Origin of the sequence: Lysinibacillus sphaericus (assembly GCF_000600105.1) — a bacterium.
GTDB classification, from domain to species: domain Bacteria; phylum Bacillota; class Bacilli; order Bacillales_A; family Planococcaceae; genus Lysinibacillus; species Lysinibacillus sphaericus.
In genome coordinates this window covers 1,745,336-1,768,328 of sequence record NZ_CP006837.1, presented here as the reverse complement: position 1 = coordinate 1,768,328, position 22,993 = coordinate 1,745,336, and the positions used below count along the sequence as shown (strand labels likewise).

Sequence of the window (22,993 nt, the reverse complement as noted above, 5' to 3'; positions counted from 1 at the left end):
AGCCCCATGAGCGATCTATTTTAATCTGGCCAAGTATTTCTGAAGAAAAAAACGCCCACCAAGGTGAGCGTCTTCTCCTAATTATTCATTTGTTCCAGTTTCTACATCGTATGCTGTAATCCAATCGCTATAGCTTCCTGTATAGAGCTGAATATTTTCATAACCTTCATCTGCAAGTACTGCGTAGAGCGGTGATGCTGTGACACCACTGCCACAATAAACCACTATCTGTTCATCTTGTGCAACCTTCGCACGAAGCGCATCATTAGCTTGCAGTGTTCCTTCAACTTTTAACTGCTCCCAATCAAAGTTTTTAGCAGTTGGGATATGACCCGCCACTTTATCAAGCGGTTCAACTTCACCACGGTAACGGGCAGCAGCTCGTGCATCTAATAGCGTTGCTGACTGTTCTCCATCAACAATTGCCTTAACTACTTCACGTGGCGCATACAGATGATCTTGCCAATTCAAATCAAGCGTTGTCGGCGCATATTTCACAATATCCTTTGTGAACGTCACTTTTTCTTCCAATGCCGTCGCTCCACCATTGACAATGACCACATTTGGGAAACCTGCATAGGTTAACATCCACCAAGCGCGCGGTGCAAACGGTGATGCTCCTTGGTCATAAACGACAATTTGATCTTCGTAGCGCAGACCTAATTCTTGAAAGACAGACGCAAGCTTTTCCTTACTCGGCATCGGATGACGGCCGTTTTCGCTTTCCATATCTGATAAATCTTGCTCTAAATCAACATACACCGCTCCTGGTGCATGACCTGCCTCAAATGCTTGCTTTCCAAATTGTTTGTTTTGTAAATCATAGCGAGCATCTACAAAACGGACACCGTCAACTTGAATTTCCTCAACTGTTTTGAACACTTTTCCCATGTGAATCACCTCATGCGTATTGTAGTTGTGCGTAAATTGATTTCCAGGAAGCTAATCGACTTTCCTCTTGTAACACAAGTCGTTCAGTTGCAATTTGCTCTAGTGCTTGATGGTAAATATGCAAGCGTAATCTTTCCGCTTCTTCACCGATATAGGCAATGGCCCAAGTCATGAGTGCTACTTTTTGTCCATCTAAATAATTTTGAGCATCTGGCTTTGTTAATGCTTCTAACGCTTCACTTAGCTTGACTTTTTCATTTTTCTCAAAAAATGCTTTTTGATTACGGAAATGCGATTTCACACTTGCATATTTTGTACCATCTGCAAATGGACCTTCAAATGCTAATAAATCTGGCTCAGATGATTCAAAGGCTAAAAACGAGAAGCTACGGTTCATTTCTTTCAGCTCACGGACTTCATCTTTAAAACGAAGTTGCATTTTCTTACTAATAAATTGGGATAAGCGGAAGTTTGTAACACGCATTTCCTGTGTAAAATCAAATCGTAAGCTTTGCAAGACTTCTTTCAACGCATGCTCTAATGCTTGCTGTGCAGGCATAGCCGCAAAGGTTGAAGGGTTATAACCTTCTTTAAAGAATTCAGGGTAGCGATAAAAGACGCGTTGTAAAACATAATACAATAATTCATCTAGTTCCTGTTTTGTTTCACTTTCCATCATGCTTGTATTTAAGGCATTAAACTTCGATTTAATGTGCTGTTCAAGCGTAGTCAGCTCAGCTAAACGCTCATCTTTACGTTTTAAGTTTTCCTCTGTTTGAGCAATTAAATCACCTAAACGTTGCTCTGTTTTGTCCACTTCTTCTGCAAGTGCCTGCACCGCTAATGCACTTAGCTCATCATTTAAAAATGTATGGAAAGCATCCTCGAACGGCGGCATGCCCGATGCAAATGAAGCACCCTCTACTTTTTCTTTTAATGCCATTAAACTAGATACCCCATATAAACGTGGGAAACGAATACCAAAGCGTTGTAATTCTGAACGAACATAACCTTTTACATCTTCTTGTTCTTCTTCTGTCGTCGCCAAATCAATCGCATTAACGATAAAGAACATTTTATCAAGTTCAAAGGCATCCTTTACACGACCTAATTGAATTAAAAACTCTCGATCCGCTTTAGCAAATGCGTGGTTATAGTACGTAATAAATAAAATGGCATCCGCATTACGAATATATTCAAAGGCAACCCCTGTGTGACGCGCATTGATGGAATCTGCCCCCGGCGTATCGACAAGCGTTACACCCATACGCGTTAACGGACTATCATAATAAAAGTCAATATTATCGACGAAGCATGATTTATTTTCTTGTGCTACAAATTTTTCAAACTCTTCACGCTCTACACGTAACACTTGTCCAAGTTCCGTTTTAAATGTTGGATAGCCTTCTTTATATGCACGAATAAATGATTTATGCACATTTAATCGTTCATCAGTAAGCTGTACCGCTAGTCCTTCATCTGCACGGTTAAATGCTTCATCTAAAGACGAAACCGTTAAACCAATCGCCGCATAAGAACCTTGGATATCCTCAAGCATTTGTGCTGCCGTTTTTAACTGAACATCTGCTGTTTCGTGAGGATGCTCTGGTGTCACCGGACGAATTTTATTAATAGCCGCTGTTGTAGGATTAGGTGATACTGGTAACACTTTTGCACCCATTAAGGCATTCGAGAAGGAAGATTTCCCTGCACTAAACGCACCGAATAATGCAATCGTAAAGTCCTTTTTCTGTAATCGCTCTACTTTATTTTCTAAATAGCTTGCTACTTCTGCAAAACCTTGGACCTCTTTCACCGCATTGGCTGTATGAAGTGCCCGTTTTATAACACCTTCAATAGGTAGACTAGATGTACTCACTGCATGTTGCGTTTCCTCTTGCTGAATAACCTCTTCTTTTGGTTTGAGCATCGACTCGTCAAATAATCGGATATCTGCTAAATCCTGCTCAAACGCTTTTTCCCAAAGTGTGAGTTGATCATTCGCTTCTTTTCGAATTTCATTGCTTGCTTGGTGCATAACACCTGCACTATATTGCTGATAACTTTCGATTTCTAGTACAGCTTGAATGGCATCTACTTTTGCCTGCATACCAGCCATTTTCAACTTAGATGGTGCTGCTGTTTCTGTTGCAACAGTTTGTAATGTTGTTGCTTGTGCATCCTTCCACACATCTGTTTCCTGTATAAAATAACGTTTCGTTGCTTCTGCAACACGGTTGGCAAAATTAAGAACAGCCTCTCCTGTTAATATAGCACCGACTTGTACTTGCTGTTCAATTAACGAAAATGGTAAATCAAATACATAAGCATCCACTGCTTGCGCACGTTCCTCACTTAACGCCCCGACATCTTTTAATGCCTTTTTCATTAACCCTTTTAAATGACCCGTAATTTGAGCGTGTACAACTGTTTGATAGGCACTGTATGCTTCTTCTTTACGACGATTACGCTCTTCCTCAGTTTTCTTTTTCGCTGAAAATAAACCGCCTACTTTAAACCCTTCCTGCTTACTTTCTAAATAAAGACGCAATTTATCTCGCACATCGGCCGGCATAATGGCTGCATTAGCAAGTAACTCTTTACGTTCTTCCTCAAATGTTTCATTCCAAGCTTCCACTGAGAATAATTCTACTTGACGATTTAACTTATTATATTGCTCTAAAATATCCTGATGATGTGCCCAATCATCGGCACTTAAAATATCTTCATCAATATCTAAACGATCTTGCTTTTCTTCCATTAAGAAGTTGTCATGCTCACTTTGCAATAAACGTAGCGTATTGGTTGCTGTCTGTACAAGCTGATCTTGCCAATCGTTCATGCTATCCATCACAATTTTTTTCACTGTTTCAAAATCATTATTTGGATGCTCTGGCTCTCGTAAAGATGTGAAAAAGACGCCTTTTGGCACAACGCCCCATGCTGAAAATGAATTGTGAACAGTCGCTTTAAAGTCTTCAAAGCTTAATTCATTTTCCTTATGCTTATCAATCATATTAACGATTAAATATACATTTGGATTATATTTCATTAATTGTTTTGTAAATTGAAAGTTCAACTCCGATTGAACATGATTATAGTCCATTGTATAGAATACAATATCTGCAATATGAAGCGCTGATTCTGTAGACATACGGTGTGCGTCATCTGTCGAGTCAACACCAGGTGTATCCATCACTGTTACGCCAAGAGGTAATGTAGAAGCGCTATGACCAATTTCAATTTGTGATACAAGATCTCCATTTTTGCTGAGTTCTTTAACGGTTTTAAAATCATATCCCGCTTCAAACTTAACAGGTTTTTCATTATGCATATAAACGACGGCGAAATCTTCTTCTGACTTATGCACCTTCACGATATTTGCACTTGTTGGTATCGGGCTTGACGCAAGTAAATTCTCACCAGATAAGGCATTAATCATACTTGATTTACCAGCAGAGAAATGGCCAGCAAAACCGATGACATATTCTTTCTGTTGTAATTTACGTGCAAATAGCGAGGTTTTATCCATACGCTCTGTATCACCATTATGCTGATAGATTATGTATTGTAATGAAGCTTGCTTTAAAAGCCCCTCTAGTTGTTGGTCAAATTCTTTCATAAAACTGTAACCCCTTTATCCTTTTAATTATTCACAATTAGTATTCTACCTTATTAGATATGCAAAGTATAACACTAATTTACTTTGAAAAGCATATATATCAAGGTTTCAGACGTAATATTCGTCAACATAGTCATGTTTATCCAAAATGAAGTAGCATGATCCTTGTAGAAAATCTACTATTTTTATCTGCAAAATGGATAGTTAACTAAGCAGTTCTTCTTTTTTTTCATATTTTAGATAAGAGTGAAGGTTAAAAAGCGGTTACAAAATAACAATTTGAGGTTCAGTACTAAACAAATCTGATACAACTATAGGGGCATAAAGATCAAAATAAAAGGAGTGATTATATAAATGGTAAAGCAAAAACATTGTTTTCAGATTACACCGTTATGCGATTGTGAAAATCAATTTAGATGGCCTCGTATTATAGCTCGTGATGTCCCTATTCCCCAACCCCCTTCCATCATTGTTCCTGAAGGGATGGTTATTCCTAGAGTAAATAGATATTTCTATATAGTAACATCCGATATTCAATTGACAAATGGGGCCACTTTAGCAGCGAATCTATTTTCTGATGACAACGGCGTAAATGTACCAGAATTTATTATCACCTATCCAAATGGCTATGTAAATCTCTATATTAACGCCGTTATGCAGGAAAGTGGCATTTATTCCGTAACACCAAATGCACTCATCTTAAATGCTGATAACGCAACTATTTATAGAGGAACACCCATTATTATTGAATCTCTCGGCTTTTTTAACGAAACTCACTAGCACTATTGAAAGGAGGTGAATGCACGTGGCACTTTCCATTATTAATATTAATGTCAATGTTTCAGGCACATCCACGAAATTTTTTAATATTTTAGCAACACCACTTGCCATTACAGATGGTACAACACTTGCTGCAACAACGTTTTTGACTGACAGTGGTACTGCAGCAACTGCTTTCCCAGTCGTAATTAATGGCTACTATAATTTATATATCAATGGTGTGCTTCAAGAAGGTGATGCCTATACAGTTTCCGCAACAGAAATAACATTTAACACTGTGACAGCGACTATCTCGGCAGGCACTCCAATTATTATTGAAGCTGTAGAATTAGTGACAACTATTTAATAGCATTAGAAGAAGTATTTTGCTATTAAATCGAGTCATTCAATGTATTTTTTAATTGGATGGACGCTCTTTTATTGAGCATCCATCCATTTTGTTATCCTATTTGTTTCCTTAACGCAAAAATCTTCTTTGCAAAAGTCAATGCATGTGGGCCATCTCCATGTATACATAATGTTTGGGCAGAAAGTTGTATTTTCTTTTGTTGGACAGACATCACTTCATTGGCAGTTAAAATACCTTTGACATGCACAAGCATTTCTTCTTCTGTTTGAATTAATGCATTCGGCTCTTCTCTACTTACCAATGTCCCATCGTCATTGTAATGACGATCCGAAAAAACTTCCTCATAGACGCGTAAGCCCTTTTCCTTCGCAATATGCACGATTTTGCTACCTGCTAAACAATATAAAACATACGCTGGGTTTAAATCATATACCGCATTGACAACGGCTGTTGCTTTTTCTATATCATTGGCACTTTGATTATACATTGCGCCATGTGGCTTCACATGATGAAGAATGCCTTTTTCTACCGAGACAAATGCTTGCAAAGCACCAACTTGATAGACCATCATATTATAAATTTCTTCCGCACTAACATCCATATTTCGACGCCCAAATCCTTGAAGATCAGGATAGCCTGGATGTGCTCCAATACGAATATTTTTACGAATAGCATTTTGTACAGTCCTATGCATGATTGTATGATTCCCTGCATGATACCCACAGGCTATATTAATTGACGTTACATAGTCTAAAATTTCGTCATCTTTGTCGAGTGTCAAAACATCCATACCTTCGCCCATATCACAATTAATATCAATTGGCATACGATTCCTCCGTTAGTACAAATCTTATTGTGTTAAACATACGCATTTGGGCAACTTTATGTAAATCATCTTCATGGATGGTAGCAATGATTGGATAGCCGCCGACTGTTTGGGCATCGGCCATTAAAACAATAGGCTGACCGCTTTGTGGCACTTGAATTGTCCCAAATTGGGTCGCTTCTGAAAGTATATCTTTCCTCGTTTTCAAATCGAGGACGTTCCCTTTTAAATAATAGCCCATACGATTCCCGCCAAAAAATTGATAGGAGCTAGCTAAAAATTGTTGGCTACTTTCTTCTGTAAATAATTGAAAATGAGGCCCTTTAAAAACCCTTACTGTAATAGCCGTATGAAAATAAGGGCGGTAAGGTGCATACAGCCCTCTTGTCCATGATAATGGCGTTGCATGTTGCCCATACAACACACTGCCCACACATGGAGTACTATCTACCATTGGTAAGCTGGCTTTACTACCAAGTACAAGGTCTGTTTGAAATCCACCTTTAGGTGTGAGATAAACAATCGAGCCGTTCTTTACGCTTTTGATAGATAAAATATCTCCCTTAAATAATTGAAAGGTTTTCCACATTTCAATGGGACGTCCATTTAATAAACACAGACAAGTTGCACCAGTCAATACATAAGTTCCATCATTTAACGCTTGAAATTCAAAACCACCTATAAACATTTCAAACGACGTTTGGTCCACTGTCGCATTATCTACAATAGTATGTGCAACTTGAAATGATACTTTGTCCATTGGCCCTGATCTAGGGACCCCAAATGCTCGGTAGCCCTCCCTCCCTTGATCTTGTATGCTACCATAAACACCTTGTTTTTTAACAATAAGAAGTGGCTTCAATTGCTACACTCCTTTACTTTTATTTCTAAAAACGCCTGTTTGGTTATTTCGTAAAATTGCACTTGACCTCCAAGAGTAAAGAGAAAAGGGGCTTTCCTATGAATATCAAATAATGTGAATGGTGTCTTACCAATAATATTCCATCCCCCTGGTGAATCGAGGGGATATATACCTGTTTGTAACCCGCCAATACCGACCGATCCTGCGGACACAAGCGGGCGTGGTTTTGTTAAACGTGGGACAAATAATTGGCTATGTAAGTCCCCTAAATAAGGGAATCCAGGTAAAAAGCCGATTAAATAGACACTATATACTTTATCCATATGCAATTTTTTTATGGCCTCAAATGGCAAAGCTGTAACATCCATCACACGGTGCATATCCAAAGCATATTCCTCATCATAACAAATTGGTATTTGTAATGGTTGGCTTGTTACTTCACCAACCTGGGCGTTAATTTGCATTGTAAGCCATTGTTCTTGTAAGAAGGCTATATCTACTTGGTGTTTCACATATGCTGTAACCGTATGATAACTAGCAACACTTTCAATAAGATTGGTATGTAGCATTTTTTTCAAAAAGCGGTTAAACTGTTGGACTAGCTGAAAATTTTCTTGCGAAATGGCTTCATCGAAGGCAAAACGGATAGTGTATTGACTAATCCACATTGTATGAGGGAACTCAATGATTTGTTTCACGAATGGTTTCCTCGATACAAAGCTTAATGCACGTCATTAAATCTTGCATATTCCAACCTGGTATTTTGCCGTGCTGAATCGCTAATTCAAAAGATGCCGGAATATGAATAAAGCCAGCACGAATCCCTGTATGTTGCTTAGCATAAGCTAGCCCTTCATACATAATATTATTGCATAGATAAGTACCTGCCGTATTTGAAATTTCTGCAGGATAACCTTCTTTACATAATCGATCAACCATTTTCCGAATAGGTAAATTGGTTATATAGGCATCCTGCCCCCCATCATCAATGCTTTCATCAACAGGCACATAGCCATTGTTATCAGGCTCTCCATCTTTCACATTAATCGCTATGCGCTCTGGTGTGATTTTAAATCGTCCACCAGCTAACCCTAAGGACATAATAATTTCAGGCTGTATTTCCCCAATATATCGCTTTAACTGCTGCGCGGATTGCTGAAAATCAACGGATAGCGTCCGTCCAACAATTTCATAGCCGTCCATTATACTCCCGTTTAAACTTTCTACAATTTGCATCGTAGGATTGATTGTGTAGTCTAAAAATGGGACAAAGCCCGTTAATAGTATTTTTTTCATATTCTTCACCTAATTTCTATCGGACATTGCTTTATCGCAAGCCCTTTTCATTTTTTTAATGAATACTGCAAAGTCGGTTCTCCAATTCCCCGAACTCTATAACCTGCAACCTGCTTCAATTTTATCAAACATTAAAAATAAATGCCCTTGATGGCTATTAAATTATGCTATTATTCTAAATTTTTCGTCCTATACTATTAAACTTTAGATGGTTCTTATCCAAGTTGAAATCCGAACTATAAAATTCCATAAATAAAAGAGTATGACACAAGTCATACTCTCAGATTTCAGAAAATAGAATTTCATAGATTTTAGTAATCGATTGTCGTTCACCAATTTTTGTGTATCCATACTTCTTTAGGAGCTATTTGCTTATAAGAAGTCACTACTACATCTCCAGCTTTATCTAGTACTAAAGTAGTTTGCGTTGGAGAATGATAAAGAATTTTCGCTCCGGTATTTTTATCTACATATTTTGTTCCATATGCCATTGCAGATGCAAAATGCCTCTCAGTTATACCTCTTTGAGCAGCTCTTTCAGCTGCATGCTTAGAAATTTTCTTTACAGCCTGTTTTCCTACCCATTTGGCAACTAATCTTACTACGACTCCAATAACAATAGGAACAAATGGAAGAGCCCTTGCTTCAATTTGAGGCTCTTCTAAATTATTGTCAGAACCTCCATTATCATCTGAATCATCCAGATAAATTGCCCAATCAAAACCTTCAACACCCTCGTGGTAATCAACTATGTAATCATCTTCAAAAACTTCATCATCTTTTGCATAACTTACAGTTGTCCCAATAGTAGCAAATAAAAGAGTAAAAACCATTAAATGAACAAGTACTTTTTTCATTTAGAGTATTCCTTTCTATTTAATTACTATTCAAAAACATTGAAGAAGGTTGAAAAACAATTTTTTATTTTTATTTCACTCATCACTTTTTCCGTTAATCTTAGTCCTATTTCATTATGTTGTTTTTCTAGATTCTCACCTCCAACAATTAAGCTATCAGAGTCCACATTTATCCATGCTCCATAATCATTTATCCATGATCTTAACTGTATCTTTAAGGAATCAGAAATCTCCATTTTATCCATATCCAAATTAAAGCCACAAACCTTACACCATAATGGATCAGCACCAATATCTGCTTCCACTTTTATTTGCACAAGTTCCTTGCAATTACATAATGAACCCATAAATTCCACTCCCGAAAAATTGTGCATCAAATATATTATCTAAAGATTCAAGAGTATGACACAAGTCATACTCTTGAATTAAATATTAATGTACTGTAAAAACGATTGAAAATCAGTACCACAAACTATAGTACTATTAATTTAAATGTGCAGTCGCCTGCTTCATCACGTATTTCCCTACTCCAATATAAATAGCTACTGTTGCTCCAATGAAAACGAATGTCATTGCTGACCGCTCCTTTTCTTCTTATTATGTACACTATAGCACAAATTCATTGATTTTGAAAATCATTCTCATTAATATAATATAAATTTCATCCGATTTCGTCAAGACATACTTTCATCTTACCCTTTCAGCATGGTAAGATGTAGAAAAGTCGGAAAAAGGATGCGGTAATGATGAGTAATTCGAAGTACTTTCAAACTATTTTAAACGGGACAATCCATGCATTAAAAACAATCCTACCTATGGACATCCAAGTGAAAGCGCCAAGTATTATTTCTGAGCCCTTTCAACAACAGCAAATGGGTGTATTAATTGGCCTAATTGGAGATGTAAAGGGACGTGTAATTATAGATTCCTCCCCTGAAGTATTTAGCGGTATCGGCAGTACAATGTTTGGTATGCCATTAGAAGGAGAAATGCTAGAATCCTTCACTGGTGAATTTGGCAATATGATTGCAGGTAATTTATGTACAGCAGTAGGACAGGAAAATTTAGAAATAGATATTACACCACCTACTGTTATGGTCGGTAACACAAAACTTTATGGTTTTGAAAAAGCATTTGTTCTACCTGTTACGATTCCCAACATTGGTGCACTTACGGTATTACTGACGATTGAAGAAGAAGTCATAACAAGTTAACTGTGGCTCTTTCAAACGATACATTCTATGTAACTACAGCTAGTATTTATGAATACGCTTTGTTATACGCATAAATCTGAAAGGAGTTGGCTCATATTATAGCCAACTCCTTTTGCATTTCAATATTTCACATTTTTTTCACACATTCTACTTAGATGTGTGATTTTTTTCACATCAAATTGAATTGGATAGTAATATTATGACTTTAAGAAAGCTACTATGAAAGCTTAGGAGGGAGTAAAAATGGCTAATAATAAAAAACCAGAAGATAATCTAAAAGGTTCACTTTATGGCGTGTTCGGAGTAGGCTTTATCATTATTTTAATTTGGATATACTGCTTCAATTTATTTATGGACCGCTTTTAATTTCCTTAGTAAAAGGCACTATTTCATTAACATGATGTAAGTAATACAACAGAGGAGGACAACAGAGATATGCATATACATAAATATGAGAAGTACTGGTTGGTATTTGGCGTAGCTACGTTAGTTGCATTTCTTATTATTCTTGGTATCGGTGCATTCCATCAAGGCTCACATCCGAACAGTAATAAGAAAACCATCGATTATGAAAAAGTAAAAGAAATTGCACCATTTACAAATCCAGGTGTACACAAAGTGGAAGGAAAGGATTGGGATTATGAGGTGGTTATTTTAGCATCTGCTTTCTTTTACAATCCACCTGAAATTGAAGTACCACTTGGTTCAAAAGTAAAATTTATCGCAACAAGTGAAGACGTGATTCATGGGTTTGAAATTGCAGGCACTAATATTAACATGATGCTTGAACCTGGATATATTTCTGAATATGTAGCTGAAATCAATCAAACTGGTGAATTTTTAATAGTATGTAATGAATACTGCGGTACAGGACATACGCTTATGCATTCTATGCTGAAGGTGGTGGATCCAAATGAGTCTAAATAACGCTATGACAAAGGTGGATCGTCGTGATGCGAAACTAGCCCTTGCCCATGTTTATGTGGCATTTATCGCATTATTATTAGGTGGTCTCGCCGGTTTATTACAAGTATTTGTACGTTCAGGTCAATTCAAATTGCCAGCTGGTATTGGCTATTATCAAGTATTAACAGTTCATGGTGTCTTACTCGGTCTTATTTTAACAACGTTCTTTATATTCGGTTTTCAAATCGCAGGTGTTAGTCGTACATCTGGTACTTTAACAGATAAACAGCGCTTGCTTGGATGGATTGGTTTTTGGTTCATGACGATCGGTACAGTTGCGGCTGCAGTCATGGTGTTATTAAATAAAGCAACTGTCCTTTATACATTTTACGCACCATTGCAAGCGCACTGGATTTTTTATCTCGGTTTAACACTCGTAGTTGTTGGCTCTTGGATTGGTTCGGCAGGACAAATTTTACGCTATGTTCAGTGGCGCAAAGAACATAAAGGCCAAACGTCTCCCCTACTATCTTTTATGGTAGTAGTCAATAATTTACTATGGTTCGTTGCTTCTTTAGGCGTAGCCGTTTCTGTTTTATTCCAACTATTACCGTGGTCACTTGGTCTTATTGAACGTGTAGATGTATTACTTTCTCGTACACTTTTCTGGTATTTTGGCCATGCGCTCGTTTACTTCTGGTTATTGCCAGCCTATATGGTGTGGTATGTAGTCATTCCTAAAGTCATTGGCGGAAAAGTTTTCTCTGACTCATTAGCTCGCTTATCATTCATGCTGTTTTTAATTTTCTCAGTACCGGTTGGTTTACATCACCAATTAACAGAGCCTGGTATTGATACAACATGGAAATTTATACAAGTAGTATTAACAATGGCAGTTGTTGTGCCTTCCTTAATGACCGCATTCTCTTTATTCGCAACGTTTGAATTACGTGGTCGTGAGCTTGGTGGTAAAGGACTTTTCGGCTGGTTTAAAAAATTACCTTGGAAAGATGCACGTTTTATCGTTCCATTTATCGGTATGCTTGCTTTCATTCCTGGTGGTGCCGGTGGTATTGTCAATGCATCTTACCAGATGAACCAACTTATTCATAATACTATTTGGGTTCCAGGGCACTTCCATTTAACATTTGCAAGTGCAGTTGTTTTAACGTACTTTGGAGCAGCATTTTGGTTAATCCCTCATTTAACAGGTCGTAAACTGACAAAGTCATTAAATTCACTTGGTATTGTTTCTGGCGTGCTATGGGCAGTAGGTATGACGATCATGTCAACAGCCATGCATATTGCAGGATTACTTGGTGCTCCACGCCGCTCTGACTATTCAGAATATGGCGGTGCACAACAAGCATATGATTGGATTCCCTATCAGATTGCGCAAGCGGTTGGTGGTACTATTTTATTTATTGCGATTTTAGTTATTACGTATGTCGTGATTAAGCTCGCTTGGTTTGCACCAAAAGGCGAAGAGGAATTCCCAATTGCTTCAATCCATGAAAGCAGTGGTCCAACACCACCTATGCTTGAAAACTTTAAAGTATGGCTGGTCATTTTAGTAGCATTAATAATTTTTGCTTACACAATTCCAATCTTTGATATTATATCAAATTCACCAGCAGGCTCAAAAGGCTTTAAGCTCTGGTAAAATATTTTAAAAACAAGCGATTTCTCATTGGAGAGAAATCGCTTGTTATTTATAGCTGATACAATTTTGTATATTTTTCTTGTAAATAGTTTGCAAGATACTTGGCATTTAAGCCTTCTCCTGTCGCCTCTTGTAGTAGCTCGAACGGCTTTTTCAGCGCACCATATTGATGGACTTTGTCTGTTAGCCATTCGCGAATTGGCAGAAGCTCGCCTTTTGCGAGTAAGTCATCAAAATTTGGAAGATCTTGATCCATCGCATGCTTCCATTGTGCCGCATAGATCATTCCTAATGCGTAGGATGGGAAGTAACCAAACATGCCCCCTGCCCAGTGTACGTCTTGTAAAACACCCTTGGCATCGTTGTCTGGTCGAATGCCTAAATATTCCTCATACTTCGCATTCCACACTTCTGGAAGGTTTTTTGCTTGTAGATCCCCATTGAACAAATCACGTTCAATTTCATAACGAATCATAATATGCAGTGGATACGTTAGCTCATCTGCTTCAATGCGAATTAATGATGGCTCTACCATATTAATAGCACGAAGAAAATCATTTAACGGAACATCTCCAAATTGTGCTGGCGAATGTTTTTGCAAACGTTCATAGTTATGCGCCCAGAACTTTTCATTGCGACCGACCAGATTTTCATAGAATAGTGACTGCGATTCATGGATGCCTGTCGATGTCCCAGTTGCTAATAGTGTACCGGCAAGCTTGGCATCAATATTTTGCTCATACATTGCATGCCCACATTCATGAATCGTGCCAAAGATAGCAGAACGGAAATCAAGCTCATCATATTTCGTTGTAATACGTGCATCGCCATGATTAATGCCAATCATAAATGGATGGACACTTTCATCTAAGCGACCTGCGTCAAAATCATAGCCAAGCTGTGTTAGCATCTCTAATGACAATGCTCGCTGTGCCTCTTTCGGAAATTGTTTAAATAACATCGTTGTATCTGGCTTATTTGGAGAAGCTGCGATTTTTTGGACAAGCGCCACAATCGTTTCACGTAATTCGCCAAATACTTGATCTAACACCTCCGTCGTCATATCTGGTTCATATAAATCAAGTAACGTATTGTATGTAGAACCGTTTTTAACGCCCCAATATTGTATAAATTTCTTTTGCCATTCAATGATTTGCTCTAGATAAGGTAAAAATTGCGCAAAATCATTTGTCGCTTTTGCTTCTTCCCAAACTGTTTCCGCTTTCGCTTGTAAAATAACATATTCTTTATATTCTTCAGCGGGAATTTTCTTATTTTGATCGTAATTTTTGCGTACTTCCTCGACTAAACGGCGTGTTACATAGTCCAGTTCTGTGTTTTGTGCCTCTAAAGCCGTCAGTAGTTCCCCTAATTGCTCACTCGTTTGCATGTCAAACAAGGAGGCCGATAATGTGCCAACTACTTCTGAACGCTGCGCTACCCCTTTCTTAGGTGCACCAGTACGCATATCCCAATAGATTACCCCCAATGCTTCCTGATAGTGCTGCATTTTTTTCACATAGTCTGTAAATTGCTGTACAGTCATATCCAATCATCCTCCTTTTTTACGTTACTAGTTTAGCATATTTCCGAAAATTTTATATATTTTGGACATTGAAATTTCGAATTACATTGAGTATTCTTTTTTCAAAAATCTATTGCGCGCTTTTGGGAAAAATATCTGCGGGACAAAGTTTATTATCTGCTTAAATAGACATTCTGTTTAAGAAAAAGGCTCCCTTGATATGTAGGGAGCCTTCAGTATATTAGTGCTTTTGAGTGCCCAGAAAATCTTAGTGGCTTGGCTTCTCCTAAAAAGTGAGTCATTAAAACGTATTCATGTGCTATAAACAACACGATATAAATTTATGGATACTTAAACTTCAACTCAAAAATATAATTATAATATTTTGGTGATTATATTACTTCCTTATTTTAAGCTCTTGTATAATGTGTATATAATTGTTGTGTTCTAGCACTATTACTGTAATACGTAATTACTAAATATCTATTTATACCTGTTGAATCCTCACATTCTCTCACTTGAATAGTTGTATATAAATTTTGACTTCTTGGAATAGTGATGAACAGAGATGCAATCCCACTACTAACAAATGTTCTAAGTCGTGTTGCTGTAAATCTACCAACAATAACAGCTACTCCACCATTTATAAGAAACGTCAATACTCTTTGTTCCCAGTTATTATAAGTCACATTATCTCTGTGTTGTGTCTCTATTATTCTACACAGGTTCGTAAAATCCCCAGGTAATGAATATGCAGAGATTCTGCTCGACAGATTTATAAATTCATACCTCAAACATTGTTCTAAAATTTCACTCTTATCTTCTAAGCTGTAAGGTTCAATTACTGGCTCATTATTAAGCTGGGGCAAGGAATCATCATTTTTCTCCTTAATGTTTGCAGCATACCCTAAATTAGGAGCAACTGCAGTAAAGGCCAACATAAATGTTAGAAATAGTAATAAAAATTTTTTCATTTACTTACTCCCTCCTAAAAATTTAGTGTAATAATTGTACAATAAAAAAATAAAATATAAAATAATTTATAGAATATTACAAAAATAGAAAGAGGGGTTTAAATGAAGTATTTTTGGTATTTTATTATTGGAGGTTTGATAGGATTAACCCTTTCATTAATTGCCACTGAAATATCACGGATAGTAGCTTTTTTAACCCTGGGCATTGTAGCTACTACAGCCTACTATTTAATAAAAAGTGACCGTCACTCAAACAATTCCAAGCTTAAATAACACTGCCAGTTTGGTAATTTCATACTTAACTAATTAAAAATCCACGGGAACTCTTGCGGGAAAGTTTCTTCTCATGCCCTATCAACATTTCCAAAAGGTTTATTGGAGTTTACTTAAATCAGCAGAATCCATCTTATTTAATTTTAAAAAGCGAAAGCTCCCTTTTAATCAAGGGAGCTTCTTTTTAAAATAATTTGGGGATAAACCAATTTTTATGCTCGGTTTCCAATCAAACATATTGTAAAGCAGACATATAACGTTGGGGAAACGCTATTTGTCTTCAAACCTACTAGTTAAATGTTTTGGCAAATTTGTAATACTTGCTTAACGGCTTGTGCTGATTGATGGAGCGCCGTTTGTTCTTCCTGTGTAAGGTGCAATTCAATAACCGATTCAATGCCATTACCGCCTAAAATCGTCGGTACACCTAAAAATAATTCATGGTAGCCGTACTCTCCTTCTAACAGGGCAATGGAAGGAATAATTTTTCGTTGATCTTTCATAATGATTTCCACCATGTGCGCACAGGCAGCAGCTGGCGCATAGTAAGCACTACCATTGCCCAATAAGCCTACAATTTCACCGCCGCCTTTACGTGTACGTTCGACGATTTGTTGTAGTCTATCTTGGGGAATAAGCTTTTCTAACGGGATGCCTCCTGCATAGGAATAACGGATTAATGGCACCATTTCATCACCATGTCCACCTAATACAAATCCCGATACATCTTCGGGTGCAATTTGTAACTCTTGTGCTACAAATGCATTAAAGCGTGCGGTATCTAATACGCCGGATTGCCCGATAATACGATTTTTAGGAAATCCTGTTTCTTTATAACATACATATGTCATCGCATCTACTGGATTGCTTAATACAAGAACAATGCTATCAGGTGCATAGTGTTTAATTTGTCTCGAAACTTGTTGAATAATTTTCGCATTTGTCGTCACTAAATCATCTCTGCTCATCCCAGGTTTACGTGGAATACCGGCTGTAATAATAACGATAGATGCGCCTGCAATATCTTCATAATTACTTGTTCCTTGGATCGACACATTAAATTTTTCAATCGGCCCTGTTTGTAATAAATCCAGTGCTTTCCCTTTTGTTGGATTTTCAGCTTCTGGAATATCTAGCAACACAACATCGCCTAATTCCTTTTGTGCGAGGAATAAACTCAATGTTGCACCCGTATGACCGGCTCCAATAACAGCAATTTTATTTTTGCGAAATGCCATTATGCTTCACCTCAATTGTCCGTAGTTGCTGCTTCTGTTGTTTTTTTAGCACGTGCCGGTGTTGAGACCGGTTTTTTCTTTGGCGTCTCTGGTCCTTTAATCATATTGAAAACATCTTCGTCTGGTCTAGGAATGACGTGTGCGCCTAATAATTCTCCAACGCGTTTTGCCGCCTCTTTACCAGCATCGACTGCTGCTTGTACTGAGCCAACATCGCCTGTTACGACGACTGTTACAATACCACCATCGACAAATTCTTGTTTAACAATCGTGACATCAGATGCTTTAATCATCGCATCCGCAGCCTCATAAGACCCCACTAATCCCTTTGTTTCAATCATGCCAATTGCGCTACTCATTGTCTTCACCTCGCATTACATCTGTAGAGTCTATAATTCCGATTACAACTGCATCAATAGGGAGGGGATTGTCCTTCATAATATAACGGGAAGACCCTCCACTCGTAATCAGTACATCATCACCAATCCCTGCACCGATGCGATCAGCTGCTACTATTTCCGTACGAATTGGCTGTTGGTTGGAATCAATTGGTTGGATAATTAATAGTTTTAAGCCATTTAACCCTTCTTCCTTACGTGTTGCCCATACGCTGCCAATCACTCTTCCCATCTGCATAAACTCACCCTCTTTAGGTTGTCTGGATAATACTTATTATTCAGAGCGAATCGTTATTTTTTTATTCAGCTCTCGTATTTTGTCATAAGCTAATGCTGTCACGATGGTTCTTTTTGGCACGACAATTTCTTGAGCTTCGATTTCCAGCACATCTACCTGTGAAAGTAGCTTTTTTTCAAAGTGATAGATAGATTGTTTTGCAGGCGCTTGCTTTGCGACTAGTGGCATTTCCTTTACAGTCAAAGGTTCCATCACTTGTCCATTAACAATTTCTGCAAAAGCACCTTGCTGAATTAAGCCTGCATTTGCTTCATCCGTATCAATATGCATTTCCAAACGATAGCGCTCAGATACACGAATCATCACATTGGATAAAATAATCGGTCGTAGTCCTTGCACTTTGATTTGTACCGACTGCCCATCTACTACTTGAAATCTTTCGCTATCGGCAGGAGACATATGAATATGCGCTTGTGCAATAATAAGACCTTCTGGCAAAACAACACTACCTTTTGGACCAATTAACGTCACAGGGCTAGAGTCTTTAATATCTCCAGAGATTCTTAATGGCGGCTTGACGCCGAGTTTCATCGCATCTGTCCAACTCACTTCTACTTGTGTTAACGTTCGTGCTGGACCTAATATGCGAACTCTTTCAATAGAACCTTTTGGTCCTGCAATGACGACCGTTTCTTCAGCAGCAAATTGTCCTGGCTGCGAAAGCTCAAACTTCGGCGTTAATTGATAGTTTTCTCCAAAAAGCTGCTCCACTTCTGCCTGTGCAAGATGTGCATGTCGCGCGGATACGCCGATTGGAATTTTACCGTCATCTGGGCGGGAAGGCTGATTTTTTAATACTTGCTGTAAAACTTCTTCGACGATTTTTTGCACTAATTGTTCTTGCATCAAACCTCCTCCTTACGAACATGATTTCACAATTCTTCCTTGTGCTTGTTGTGCAATAAAGCCCGCATTGGCCTCATCTGTATCAATATGCATTTCTAAGCTAAAATCATTCGAGACACGTACTACTACAGCACGAAATGTTACAGGTCTTTCACTGTCAACTTCTACAGAAACGATTTCATTATTGTGTACTTCCAATGCTTTCGCATCTTCTTCTGTCATATGAATATGGGCCTGTGCTATAATGACTCCTTGCTCGATCAACACTTCTCGTTGTTGATAGATAAGTTTAATACTAGCTGAATTTTCGATATCTCCCGATTGTCTTAGGGGAGGGTTTAAACCTAGTTTCATCGCATCTGTTCGACTTATTTCCACTTGCGTTGCTGCCCTTACAGGTCCTAATACACGCACATTGTGAATGACTCCTTTTGGTCCCTCAATGGAGACACGCTCTTTTGCTGCAAACTGTCCTGGTTGCGAAAGGTCAAAATCCTTTGTCAACGTTGCGTTTGGACCAAATAGTGCTTGTAAATCTTTTTCACTTACATGTATATGACGGGCTGAAATGGCAACTGGAAATGCTTGTGATTTTATATTCAAGTTAGCCACCTCTAAATCTAGTAATTGATTTTTTTACTGTTGATAGTAGGCATTCATCACATCAAATTGACAAGCGATGAATGCCTCTTCAGTCGTGTAATTAAGCTTCTGCTTTTGGTAAAATTAATTCTAATTCGTTATGAGGGCGTGGAATTACATGCACAGATAGCAATTCTCCAACACGTTGAGCTGCTGCTGCACCTGCATCCGTTGCTGCTTTTACTGCACCTACATCGCCACGAACCAAAACAGTAACAATTCCGCCACCAACATGGACTTTCCCTACTAAATTGACACTTGCCGCTTTTACCATTGCATCCGCTGCTTCAATTGCTCCTACAAGACCTTTTGTTTCTACCATTCCTAATGCTGTACTCATTTGTCATTCCTCCAATTATTTAGTTTGTAATGTAATTTGCTTTAAAACTTGATCAACAATTTGTTGCACCACTTTTGTATCCAATGATGGTGCTTGTGCCTTTATATTTTCTACCACCGGATGTAAATCAAATTCCGGAGCTGGCACCTCTACATCTTTCATGCCATAAGCCATGCGCTTAATATTTAATAAATGTCTAGCTGTAATGTTATCGGACGTAATATTACCACCAAATGTCCCACAACCTAATGTAAAGGATGGTGCTAATCCAGTCGTACCACCAACCGCACCAATTGAAGATAGCGTGTTCACAACAATACGCGACACTGGTAAATCAAGCGAAAACTGCTCTGCTAGCGCTGTATTTTCCGTATGAATAGAACAAGAATGTCCCCGTCCTCCAATATTCAGTAGATCAATCATTACTTGTTTGGCCTCTGTGCTATCCTCTACTGTGTAGAAAGCAAATATTGGTGATAGCTTTTCTAGTGAAAATGGAATGTTTTTTCCAATCATTGTCTCCAACCCAACAAGTACTTTCGTCTCTTCTGGCACCATAATGCCGATAGAATGTGCTAAACTCACCGCTGATTTTCCAACAATTTGTGGATTCACTTTGCCAGGAACAGGAGATATTAACTTTTCCATCTTTAATTTTTCTTCAGCATTCAATATATAAGCATGCTGTTTCTTTAATTCTGCTAAAACTTGTTCAGCTATCACTTTATCCACAATAATGGCCTGCTCTGTCGCACAAATGGTGCCATTATCAAAGGATTTACTTTGCACTAGCTGACGTGCGGCTTTTTGAATATTGGCTGATTTTTCGATGTAAGCTGGTACATTGCCAGGACCTACCCCATAAGCTGGTTTTCCAGAGCTATATGCCGCTTTGACTAACGCCCCACCGCCCGTTGCTAAAATTAAGTGAATCTGTGGATGTTTCATTAATTGTTGTGTCGCTTCCATTGAAGACATTGTTAAACATTGTAACAACCCTTCTGGCGCACCAGCATTTTCTGCCGCAACTCTACAAATATCTAAAGCTTCCTTTGTACATTTAACGGCATATGGATGCGGGCTTAACACAAGGCCATTTCTCGTTTTTAAAGAAATAAGCGTTTTAAAAATGGCTGTAGATGTAGGATTTGTTGTTGGCACAATTCCTGCGATAACGCCAAATGGACTAGCAATCTCTGTTACTTTCTTTAGTCGATCTGTGCCAATCACGCCAACTGTCTTTAAATCTTTAATATCTTCATATACATCTCTAGACGCTACTTCATTTTTCATTTTTTTATGATTTTGGATACCCATCCCTGTTTCTTCGACAGCCATTTTGCCTAATCGTTCTGCCTCTTTAAATGCGGCATCCGCAACAGCCTTCACAATACTATCCACTTGTTGTTGGGAATATTGCATATAGGCCGCTTGTGCTGCATTTGCTTGACTAACAGCGTCTCTCATTTCCTGAATGGCTAATAAGTCTTTATCTAATGTCGCCATAAAGCCGCCTCCTTTCTAAATAACCGGATTTCTCGCAACATGTTCAATTGCTTCTCTAAATGCATCTGCAGCAGCTTGGCAGGAAGACTGACTGCCGCTAACTATGCCACCACCAAAGTTGGTTTCGGAAGGTGGTCCAAAAAATGTTTTAGCTCTACATCTGCTGCCTTTAAAGCGGCATCTAAACCGACAACCGCCTCAAGTGGTGGTGCGATTAAATAAGCGAGCGCAGTGCCAATCTTAACGTCTGCTAACTGTGCTAAATAGCTGCCACAGCTTGCCACAGTATGCGCAAAAAGTGCATGGTTTTCATTATTATTAATGGCTTCGAAATACGTATCAAATTGCACCTTTTGCTCAATTGCCTCCAGCCCACTGCGAATTTCATCTGGGGAGCTACCCGCTATAATGCCAATCATTTCACCAGATAATGGTCCTGACGCATGAGCCGCTCCTGCATAGAAGCTTTTTGCATAAACCACTTCCACATCTGCTTTTTTTGTCGCTTCATCTAAAGCCACATATCCGACATCATCAATGGTTAGTGTGACTAGCCCAATGCTATGCTGATTTGGCTTCAACGCAAGCTGTGCTGCCAAGTCTCTATTCACTCTAGGAATCATCTGCATAGCCAAAATATCAGCCATAATTTTATGAGGATGCATTGCTTGTTCCCCCTAACCTTCTTTTGCGACAAGGTTTACGCCACTTGCCTTGTATTGCAATATTTTTTGCACGACAGTTCCTAAATAAGCTCCTGCCTCTAATGGAGGAATACCACCTTTATGAATGTTGGAAATGACCATTCGATCTGCTTCAACCGTACCTATTCTCGGCTGATAACATAAATACGCACTCATCGACTCTGCTGACACTAGACCAGGACGTTCACCAATTAAGTAAACAATGACCTCTGCTTGCAATAGCTCGCCAATTTCATCCATAAGCGCTACACGCCCTTTATCGATGTAAAAAGTAGTGCCTATTTCAATATTTAAATTGGTAAGACTTTGTTGTAATGCTAAATATACATCTTGGACATTTTCTTCAATCGCACTCGCACTTAAGCCGTTGGAAATAATAATTTGCACGGTTGGGCGTGCTTTACATGTTGATTGAATAAGTGTCTTCGCTTCATCAGATAAGCGGCGACCTAAATCAGGTCTCGTAATGTATTCTTCTTTATCCGTTACTTTTGTTGTTACTTGGAAGACATTCAGTTTTTGTAATAGTGCTTCTGTCACTTCTCCATACACTGCATCTACTGCAGCAGCATGATCGAGTCGGAATTTCAACCAAGTTTTTGTTTTTGGTCTTGTCCCCGCTCTACCAACACCAATTCTTGCAGGTGTATGCTTTTTAGCTGCTTGCACACTTTCTGATACATTATGCTCTTCAAATTGAAAAGCCTTCGCCGTTTCTACAGTTGTGGAAACATCATAATTAGTAGTATTTTGCGAATAATCCTTTGTTGAAGCTGTTTGGTAAAGCTTAATTAACGATTGATCTGATGTTGCCTGTGGACTTGATAGTTCTTCTGTATGCTTAGCTGCACTATCATAAAATTTAATTAATGGTTGTTTTTGTTCTTCAGCTGGTGGAGCTGTTTCTGAAGAAGTGCCCGATGTATTGGTCATTTTCTCCATCACAAGCTGTGTAATCATGGATACTAGCTGTTCATTCAATG

25 protein-coding genes and 1 pseudogene are annotated in these 22,993 nt (G+C 38.3%); 7 read left to right on the top strand and 19 right to left on the bottom strand.

From position 1 onward, the window contains the following. Positions 1 to 81: 81 nt before the first annotated feature. Together T479_RS08095 and T479_RS08090 are read right to left on the bottom strand one after the other, a co-directional pair. Positions 82 to 891: a sulfurtransferase gene (locus tag T479_RS08095; protein WP_025219178.1), complete on the bottom strand. Its 810-nt coding sequence runs from the start codon at positions 889 to 891 to the stop codon at positions 82 to 84. A 10-nt stretch (positions 892 to 901) separates the two neighbouring features. Continuing rightward, positions 902 to 4,513 (bottom strand): dynamin family protein, encoded by a 3,612-nt coding sequence (locus tag T479_RS08090; RefSeq protein WP_025219177.1) that lies wholly within the window; start codon positions 4,511 to 4,513, stop codon positions 902 to 904. A 354-nt stretch (positions 4,514 to 4,867) separates the two neighbouring features. Between T479_RS08090 and T479_RS08085 the strand changes: the two genes are divergently transcribed. Further along, positions 4,868 to 5,293, top strand: a complete 426-nt coding sequence (locus tag T479_RS08085) for a DUF4183 domain-containing protein (protein WP_025219176.1) — start codon at positions 4,868 to 4,870, stop codon at positions 5,291 to 5,293. A 25-nt stretch (positions 5,294 to 5,318) separates the two neighbouring features. After that, positions 5,319 to 5,639, top strand: a complete 321-nt coding sequence (locus tag T479_RS08080) for a DUF4183 domain-containing protein (protein WP_024363402.1) — start codon at positions 5,319 to 5,321, stop codon at positions 5,637 to 5,639. 94 nt (positions 5,640 to 5,733) lie between these two features. On the opposite strand, the gene T479_RS08075 is transcribed toward T479_RS08080, so the two are convergent. The 6 genes from T479_RS08075 to T479_RS08050 form a co-directional block, all read right to left on the bottom strand. Then, positions 5,734 to 6,468: a 5-oxoprolinase subunit PxpA gene (locus T479_RS08075; protein WP_025219175.1), complete on the bottom strand. Its 735-nt coding sequence runs from the start codon at positions 6,466 to 6,468 to the stop codon at positions 5,734 to 5,736. Then, positions 6,458 to 7,330, bottom strand: a complete 873-nt coding sequence (locus T479_RS08070) for a 5-oxoprolinase subunit C family protein (RefSeq protein WP_025219174.1) — start codon at positions 7,328 to 7,330, stop codon at positions 6,458 to 6,460. Before T479_RS08070 ends, T479_RS08075 begins: the two co-directional genes overlap by 11 nt. Beyond that, positions 7,327 to 8,028 carry a 5-oxoprolinase subunit PxpB gene (gene pxpB, locus T479_RS08065; protein ID WP_025219173.1) on the bottom strand — a complete coding sequence of 234 codons (702 nt, stop codon included), beginning with the start codon at positions 8,026 to 8,028 and terminating at the stop codon, positions 7,327 to 7,329. Before pxpB ends, T479_RS08070 begins: the two co-directional genes overlap by 4 nt. Next, entirely contained in the window at positions 8,012 to 8,626 is a 615-nt protein-coding gene (locus T479_RS08060; protein WP_025219172.1) for a pyroglutamyl-peptidase I, read from the bottom strand. Before T479_RS08060 ends, pxpB begins: the two co-directional genes overlap by 17 nt. Before the next feature lie 329 nt (positions 8,627 to 8,955). Beyond that, positions 8,956 to 9,483, bottom strand: a complete 528-nt coding sequence (locus T479_RS22770) for a hypothetical protein (protein WP_025219171.1) — start codon at positions 9,481 to 9,483, stop codon at positions 8,956 to 8,958. 26 nt (positions 9,484 to 9,509) lie between these two features. After that, positions 9,510 to 9,830, bottom strand: a complete 321-nt coding sequence (locus tag T479_RS08050) for an immunity protein CdiI family protein (RefSeq protein WP_025219170.1) — start codon at positions 9,828 to 9,830, stop codon at positions 9,510 to 9,512. A 399-nt stretch (positions 9,831 to 10,229) separates the two neighbouring features. On the opposite strand from T479_RS08050, the gene T479_RS08045 reads away from it, so the two are divergent. The 4 genes from T479_RS08045 (at position 10,230) to T479_RS08035 (ending at position 13,266) form a co-directional block, all read left to right on the top strand. Then, on the top strand, positions 10,230 to 10,697 hold the full coding sequence (locus tag T479_RS08045) for a chemotaxis protein CheX (protein ID WP_024363397.1): 468 nt from the start codon (positions 10,230 to 10,232) through the stop codon (positions 10,695 to 10,697). Between the two features lie 243 nt (positions 10,698 to 10,940). Beyond that, complete coding sequence (locus T479_RS24185; protein ID WP_255313800.1) at positions 10,941 to 11,063, top strand: hypothetical protein; 123 nt, start codon at positions 10,941 to 10,943, stop codon at positions 11,061 to 11,063. Between the two features lie 69 nt (positions 11,064 to 11,132). Beyond that, entirely contained in the window at positions 11,133 to 11,624 is a 492-nt protein-coding gene (locus T479_RS08040; protein WP_024363396.1) for a cupredoxin domain-containing protein, read from the top strand. Further along, complete coding sequence (locus T479_RS08035) at positions 11,611 to 13,266, top strand: b(o/a)3-type cytochrome-c oxidase subunit 1 (RefSeq protein ID WP_024363395.1); 1,656 nt, start codon at positions 11,611 to 11,613, stop codon at positions 13,264 to 13,266. Before T479_RS08040 ends, T479_RS08035 begins: the two co-directional genes overlap by 14 nt. 49 nt (positions 13,267 to 13,315) lie before the next feature. Here T479_RS08035 and T479_RS08030 read toward each other — a convergent pair whose 3' ends face one another. Both T479_RS08030 and T479_RS08025 read right to left on the bottom strand, forming a co-directional pair. After that, positions 13,316 to 14,812 carry a carboxypeptidase M32 gene (locus T479_RS08030; protein WP_025219169.1) on the bottom strand — a complete coding sequence of 499 codons (1,497 nt, stop codon included), beginning with the start codon at positions 14,810 to 14,812 and terminating at the stop codon, positions 13,316 to 13,318. 389 nt (positions 14,813 to 15,201) lie between these two features. Beyond that, entirely contained in the window at positions 15,202 to 15,765 is a 564-nt protein-coding gene (locus tag T479_RS08025) for a hypothetical protein (protein ID WP_025219168.1), read from the bottom strand. A 102-nt stretch (positions 15,766 to 15,867) separates the two neighbouring features. Between T479_RS08025 and T479_RS23680 the strand changes: the two genes are divergently transcribed. Then, the gene (locus tag T479_RS23680; protein WP_158497873.1) at positions 15,868 to 16,038 is read left to right on the top strand and encodes a hypothetical protein; all 171 of its coding nucleotides are present in this window, start codon (positions 15,868 to 15,870) and stop codon (positions 16,036 to 16,038) included. Between the two features lie 293 nt (positions 16,039 to 16,331). On the opposite strand, the gene mdh is transcribed toward T479_RS23680, so the two are convergent. The 9 genes and pseudogenes from mdh to eutC all read right to left on the bottom strand — a co-directional run bounded on the left by mdh (position 16,332) and on the right by eutC (position 22,991). Further along, the gene (gene mdh, locus T479_RS08020) at positions 16,332 to 17,276 is read right to left on the bottom strand and encodes a malate dehydrogenase (RefSeq protein ID WP_025219167.1); all 945 of its coding nucleotides are present in this window, start codon (positions 17,274 to 17,276) and stop codon (positions 16,332 to 16,334) included. An 11-nt stretch (positions 17,277 to 17,287) separates the two neighbouring features. After that, positions 17,288 to 17,635, bottom strand: coding sequence for a BMC domain-containing protein (locus T479_RS08015; protein ID WP_029747308.1), 348 nt, complete (start codon positions 17,633 to 17,635; stop codon positions 17,288 to 17,290). Beyond that, positions 17,628 to 17,912: a EutN/CcmL family microcompartment protein gene (locus T479_RS08010; protein ID WP_024363391.1), complete on the bottom strand. Its 285-nt coding sequence runs from the start codon at positions 17,910 to 17,912 to the stop codon at positions 17,628 to 17,630. Before T479_RS08010 ends, T479_RS08015 begins: the two co-directional genes overlap by 8 nt. Positions 17,913 to 17,948: 36 nt before the next feature. Continuing rightward, positions 17,949 to 18,818, bottom strand: coding sequence for a phosphate propanoyltransferase (pduL, locus tag T479_RS08005; RefSeq protein WP_025219166.1), 870 nt, complete (start codon positions 18,816 to 18,818; stop codon positions 17,949 to 17,951). Between the two features lie 12 nt (positions 18,819 to 18,830). Continuing rightward, a complete protein-coding gene (locus tag T479_RS08000) occupies positions 18,831 to 19,421 on the bottom strand; it encodes a phosphate propanoyltransferase (protein WP_036205335.1) in 591 nt (196 codons plus the stop codon). Positions 19,422 to 19,521: 100 nt separating this feature from the next. After that, the gene (locus T479_RS07995) at positions 19,522 to 19,800 is read right to left on the bottom strand and encodes a BMC domain-containing protein (RefSeq protein WP_024363388.1); all 279 of its coding nucleotides are present in this window, start codon (positions 19,798 to 19,800) and stop codon (positions 19,522 to 19,524) included. A gap of 15 nt (positions 19,801 to 19,815) precedes the next feature. Beyond that, on the bottom strand, positions 19,816 to 21,306 hold the full coding sequence (locus T479_RS07990; RefSeq protein ID WP_024363387.1) for an aldehyde dehydrogenase family protein: 1,491 nt from the start codon (positions 21,304 to 21,306) through the stop codon (positions 19,816 to 19,818). A gap of 15 nt (positions 21,307 to 21,321) precedes the next feature. Further along, a pseudogene (gene eutL / locus T479_RS07985) lies at positions 21,322 to 21,971 on the bottom strand (ethanolamine utilization microcompartment protein EutL). Between the two features lie 12 nt (positions 21,972 to 21,983). Continuing rightward, positions 21,984 to 22,991, bottom strand: a complete 1,008-nt coding sequence (eutC, locus tag T479_RS07980) for an ethanolamine ammonia-lyase subunit EutC (protein ID WP_025219165.1) — start codon at positions 22,989 to 22,991, stop codon at positions 21,984 to 21,986. Positions 22,992 to 22,993: the final 2 nt, after the last annotated feature.

What these genes read in the sequence shown, in the direction of transcription:
- T479_RS07995 (WP_024363388.1), bottom strand. Translation starts at nt 19,800, where the DNA reads ATGAGTACAGCATTAGGAATGGTAGAAACAAAAGGTCTTGTAGGAGCA.
- T479_RS08030 (WP_025219169.1), bottom strand. Translation starts at nt 14,812, where the DNA reads ATGACTGTACAGCAATTTACAGACTATGTGAAAAAAATGCAGCACTAT.
- T479_RS08035 (WP_024363395.1), top strand. Translation starts at nt 11,611, where the DNA reads ATGAGTCTAAATAACGCTATGACAAAGGTGGATCGTCGTGATGCGAAA.
- T479_RS08010 (WP_024363391.1), bottom strand. Translation starts at nt 17,912, where the DNA reads ATGCAGATGGGAAGAGTGATTGGCAGCGTATGGGCAACACGTAAGGAA.
- T479_RS23680 (WP_158497873.1), top strand. Translation starts at nt 15,868, where the DNA reads ATGAAGTATTTTTGGTATTTTATTATTGGAGGTTTGATAGGATTAACC.
- mdh (WP_025219167.1), bottom strand. Translation starts at nt 17,276, where the DNA reads ATGGCATTTCGCAAAAATAAAATTGCTGTTATTGGAGCCGGTCATACG.
- T479_RS08075 (WP_025219175.1), bottom strand. Translation starts at nt 6,468, where the DNA reads ATGCCAATTGATATTAATTGTGATATGGGCGAAGGTATGGATGTTTTG.
- T479_RS08045 (WP_024363397.1), top strand. Translation starts at nt 10,230, where the DNA reads ATGAGTAATTCGAAGTACTTTCAAACTATTTTAAACGGGACAATCCAT.
- T479_RS08060 (WP_025219172.1), bottom strand. Translation starts at nt 8,626, where the DNA reads ATGAAAAAAATACTATTAACGGGCTTTGTCCCATTTTTAGACTACACA.
- T479_RS08095 (WP_025219178.1), bottom strand. Translation starts at nt 891, where the DNA reads ATGGGAAAAGTGTTCAAAACAGTTGAGGAAATTCAAGTTGACGGTGTC.
- T479_RS08090 (WP_025219177.1), bottom strand. Translation starts at nt 4,513, where the DNA reads ATGAAAGAATTTGACCAACAACTAGAGGGGCTTTTAAAGCAAGCTTCA.
- T479_RS08025 (WP_025219168.1), bottom strand. Translation starts at nt 15,765, where the DNA reads ATGAAAAAATTTTTATTACTATTTCTAACATTTATGTTGGCCTTTACT.
- T479_RS24185 (WP_255313800.1), top strand. Translation starts at nt 10,941, where the DNA reads ATGGCTAATAATAAAAAACCAGAAGATAATCTAAAAGGTTCACTTTAT.
- T479_RS08015 (WP_029747308.1), bottom strand. Translation starts at nt 17,635, where the DNA reads ATGAGTAGCGCAATTGGCATGATTGAAACAAAGGGATTAGTGGGGTCT.
- T479_RS07990 (WP_024363387.1), bottom strand. Translation starts at nt 21,306, where the DNA reads ATGGCGACATTAGATAAAGACTTATTAGCCATTCAGGAAATGAGAGAC.
- pduL (WP_025219166.1), bottom strand. Translation starts at nt 18,818, where the DNA reads ATGCAAGAACAATTAGTGCAAAAAATCGTCGAAGAAGTTTTACAGCAA.
- T479_RS08085 (WP_025219176.1), top strand. Translation starts at nt 4,868, where the DNA reads ATGGTAAAGCAAAAACATTGTTTTCAGATTACACCGTTATGCGATTGT.
- T479_RS08040 (WP_024363396.1), top strand. Translation starts at nt 11,133, where the DNA reads ATGCATATACATAAATATGAGAAGTACTGGTTGGTATTTGGCGTAGCT.
- T479_RS22770 (WP_025219171.1), bottom strand. Translation starts at nt 9,483, where the DNA reads ATGAAAAAAGTACTTGTTCATTTAATGGTTTTTACTCTTTTATTTGCT.
- T479_RS08050 (WP_025219170.1), bottom strand. Translation starts at nt 9,830, where the DNA reads ATGGGTTCATTATGTAATTGCAAGGAACTTGTGCAAATAAAAGTGGAA.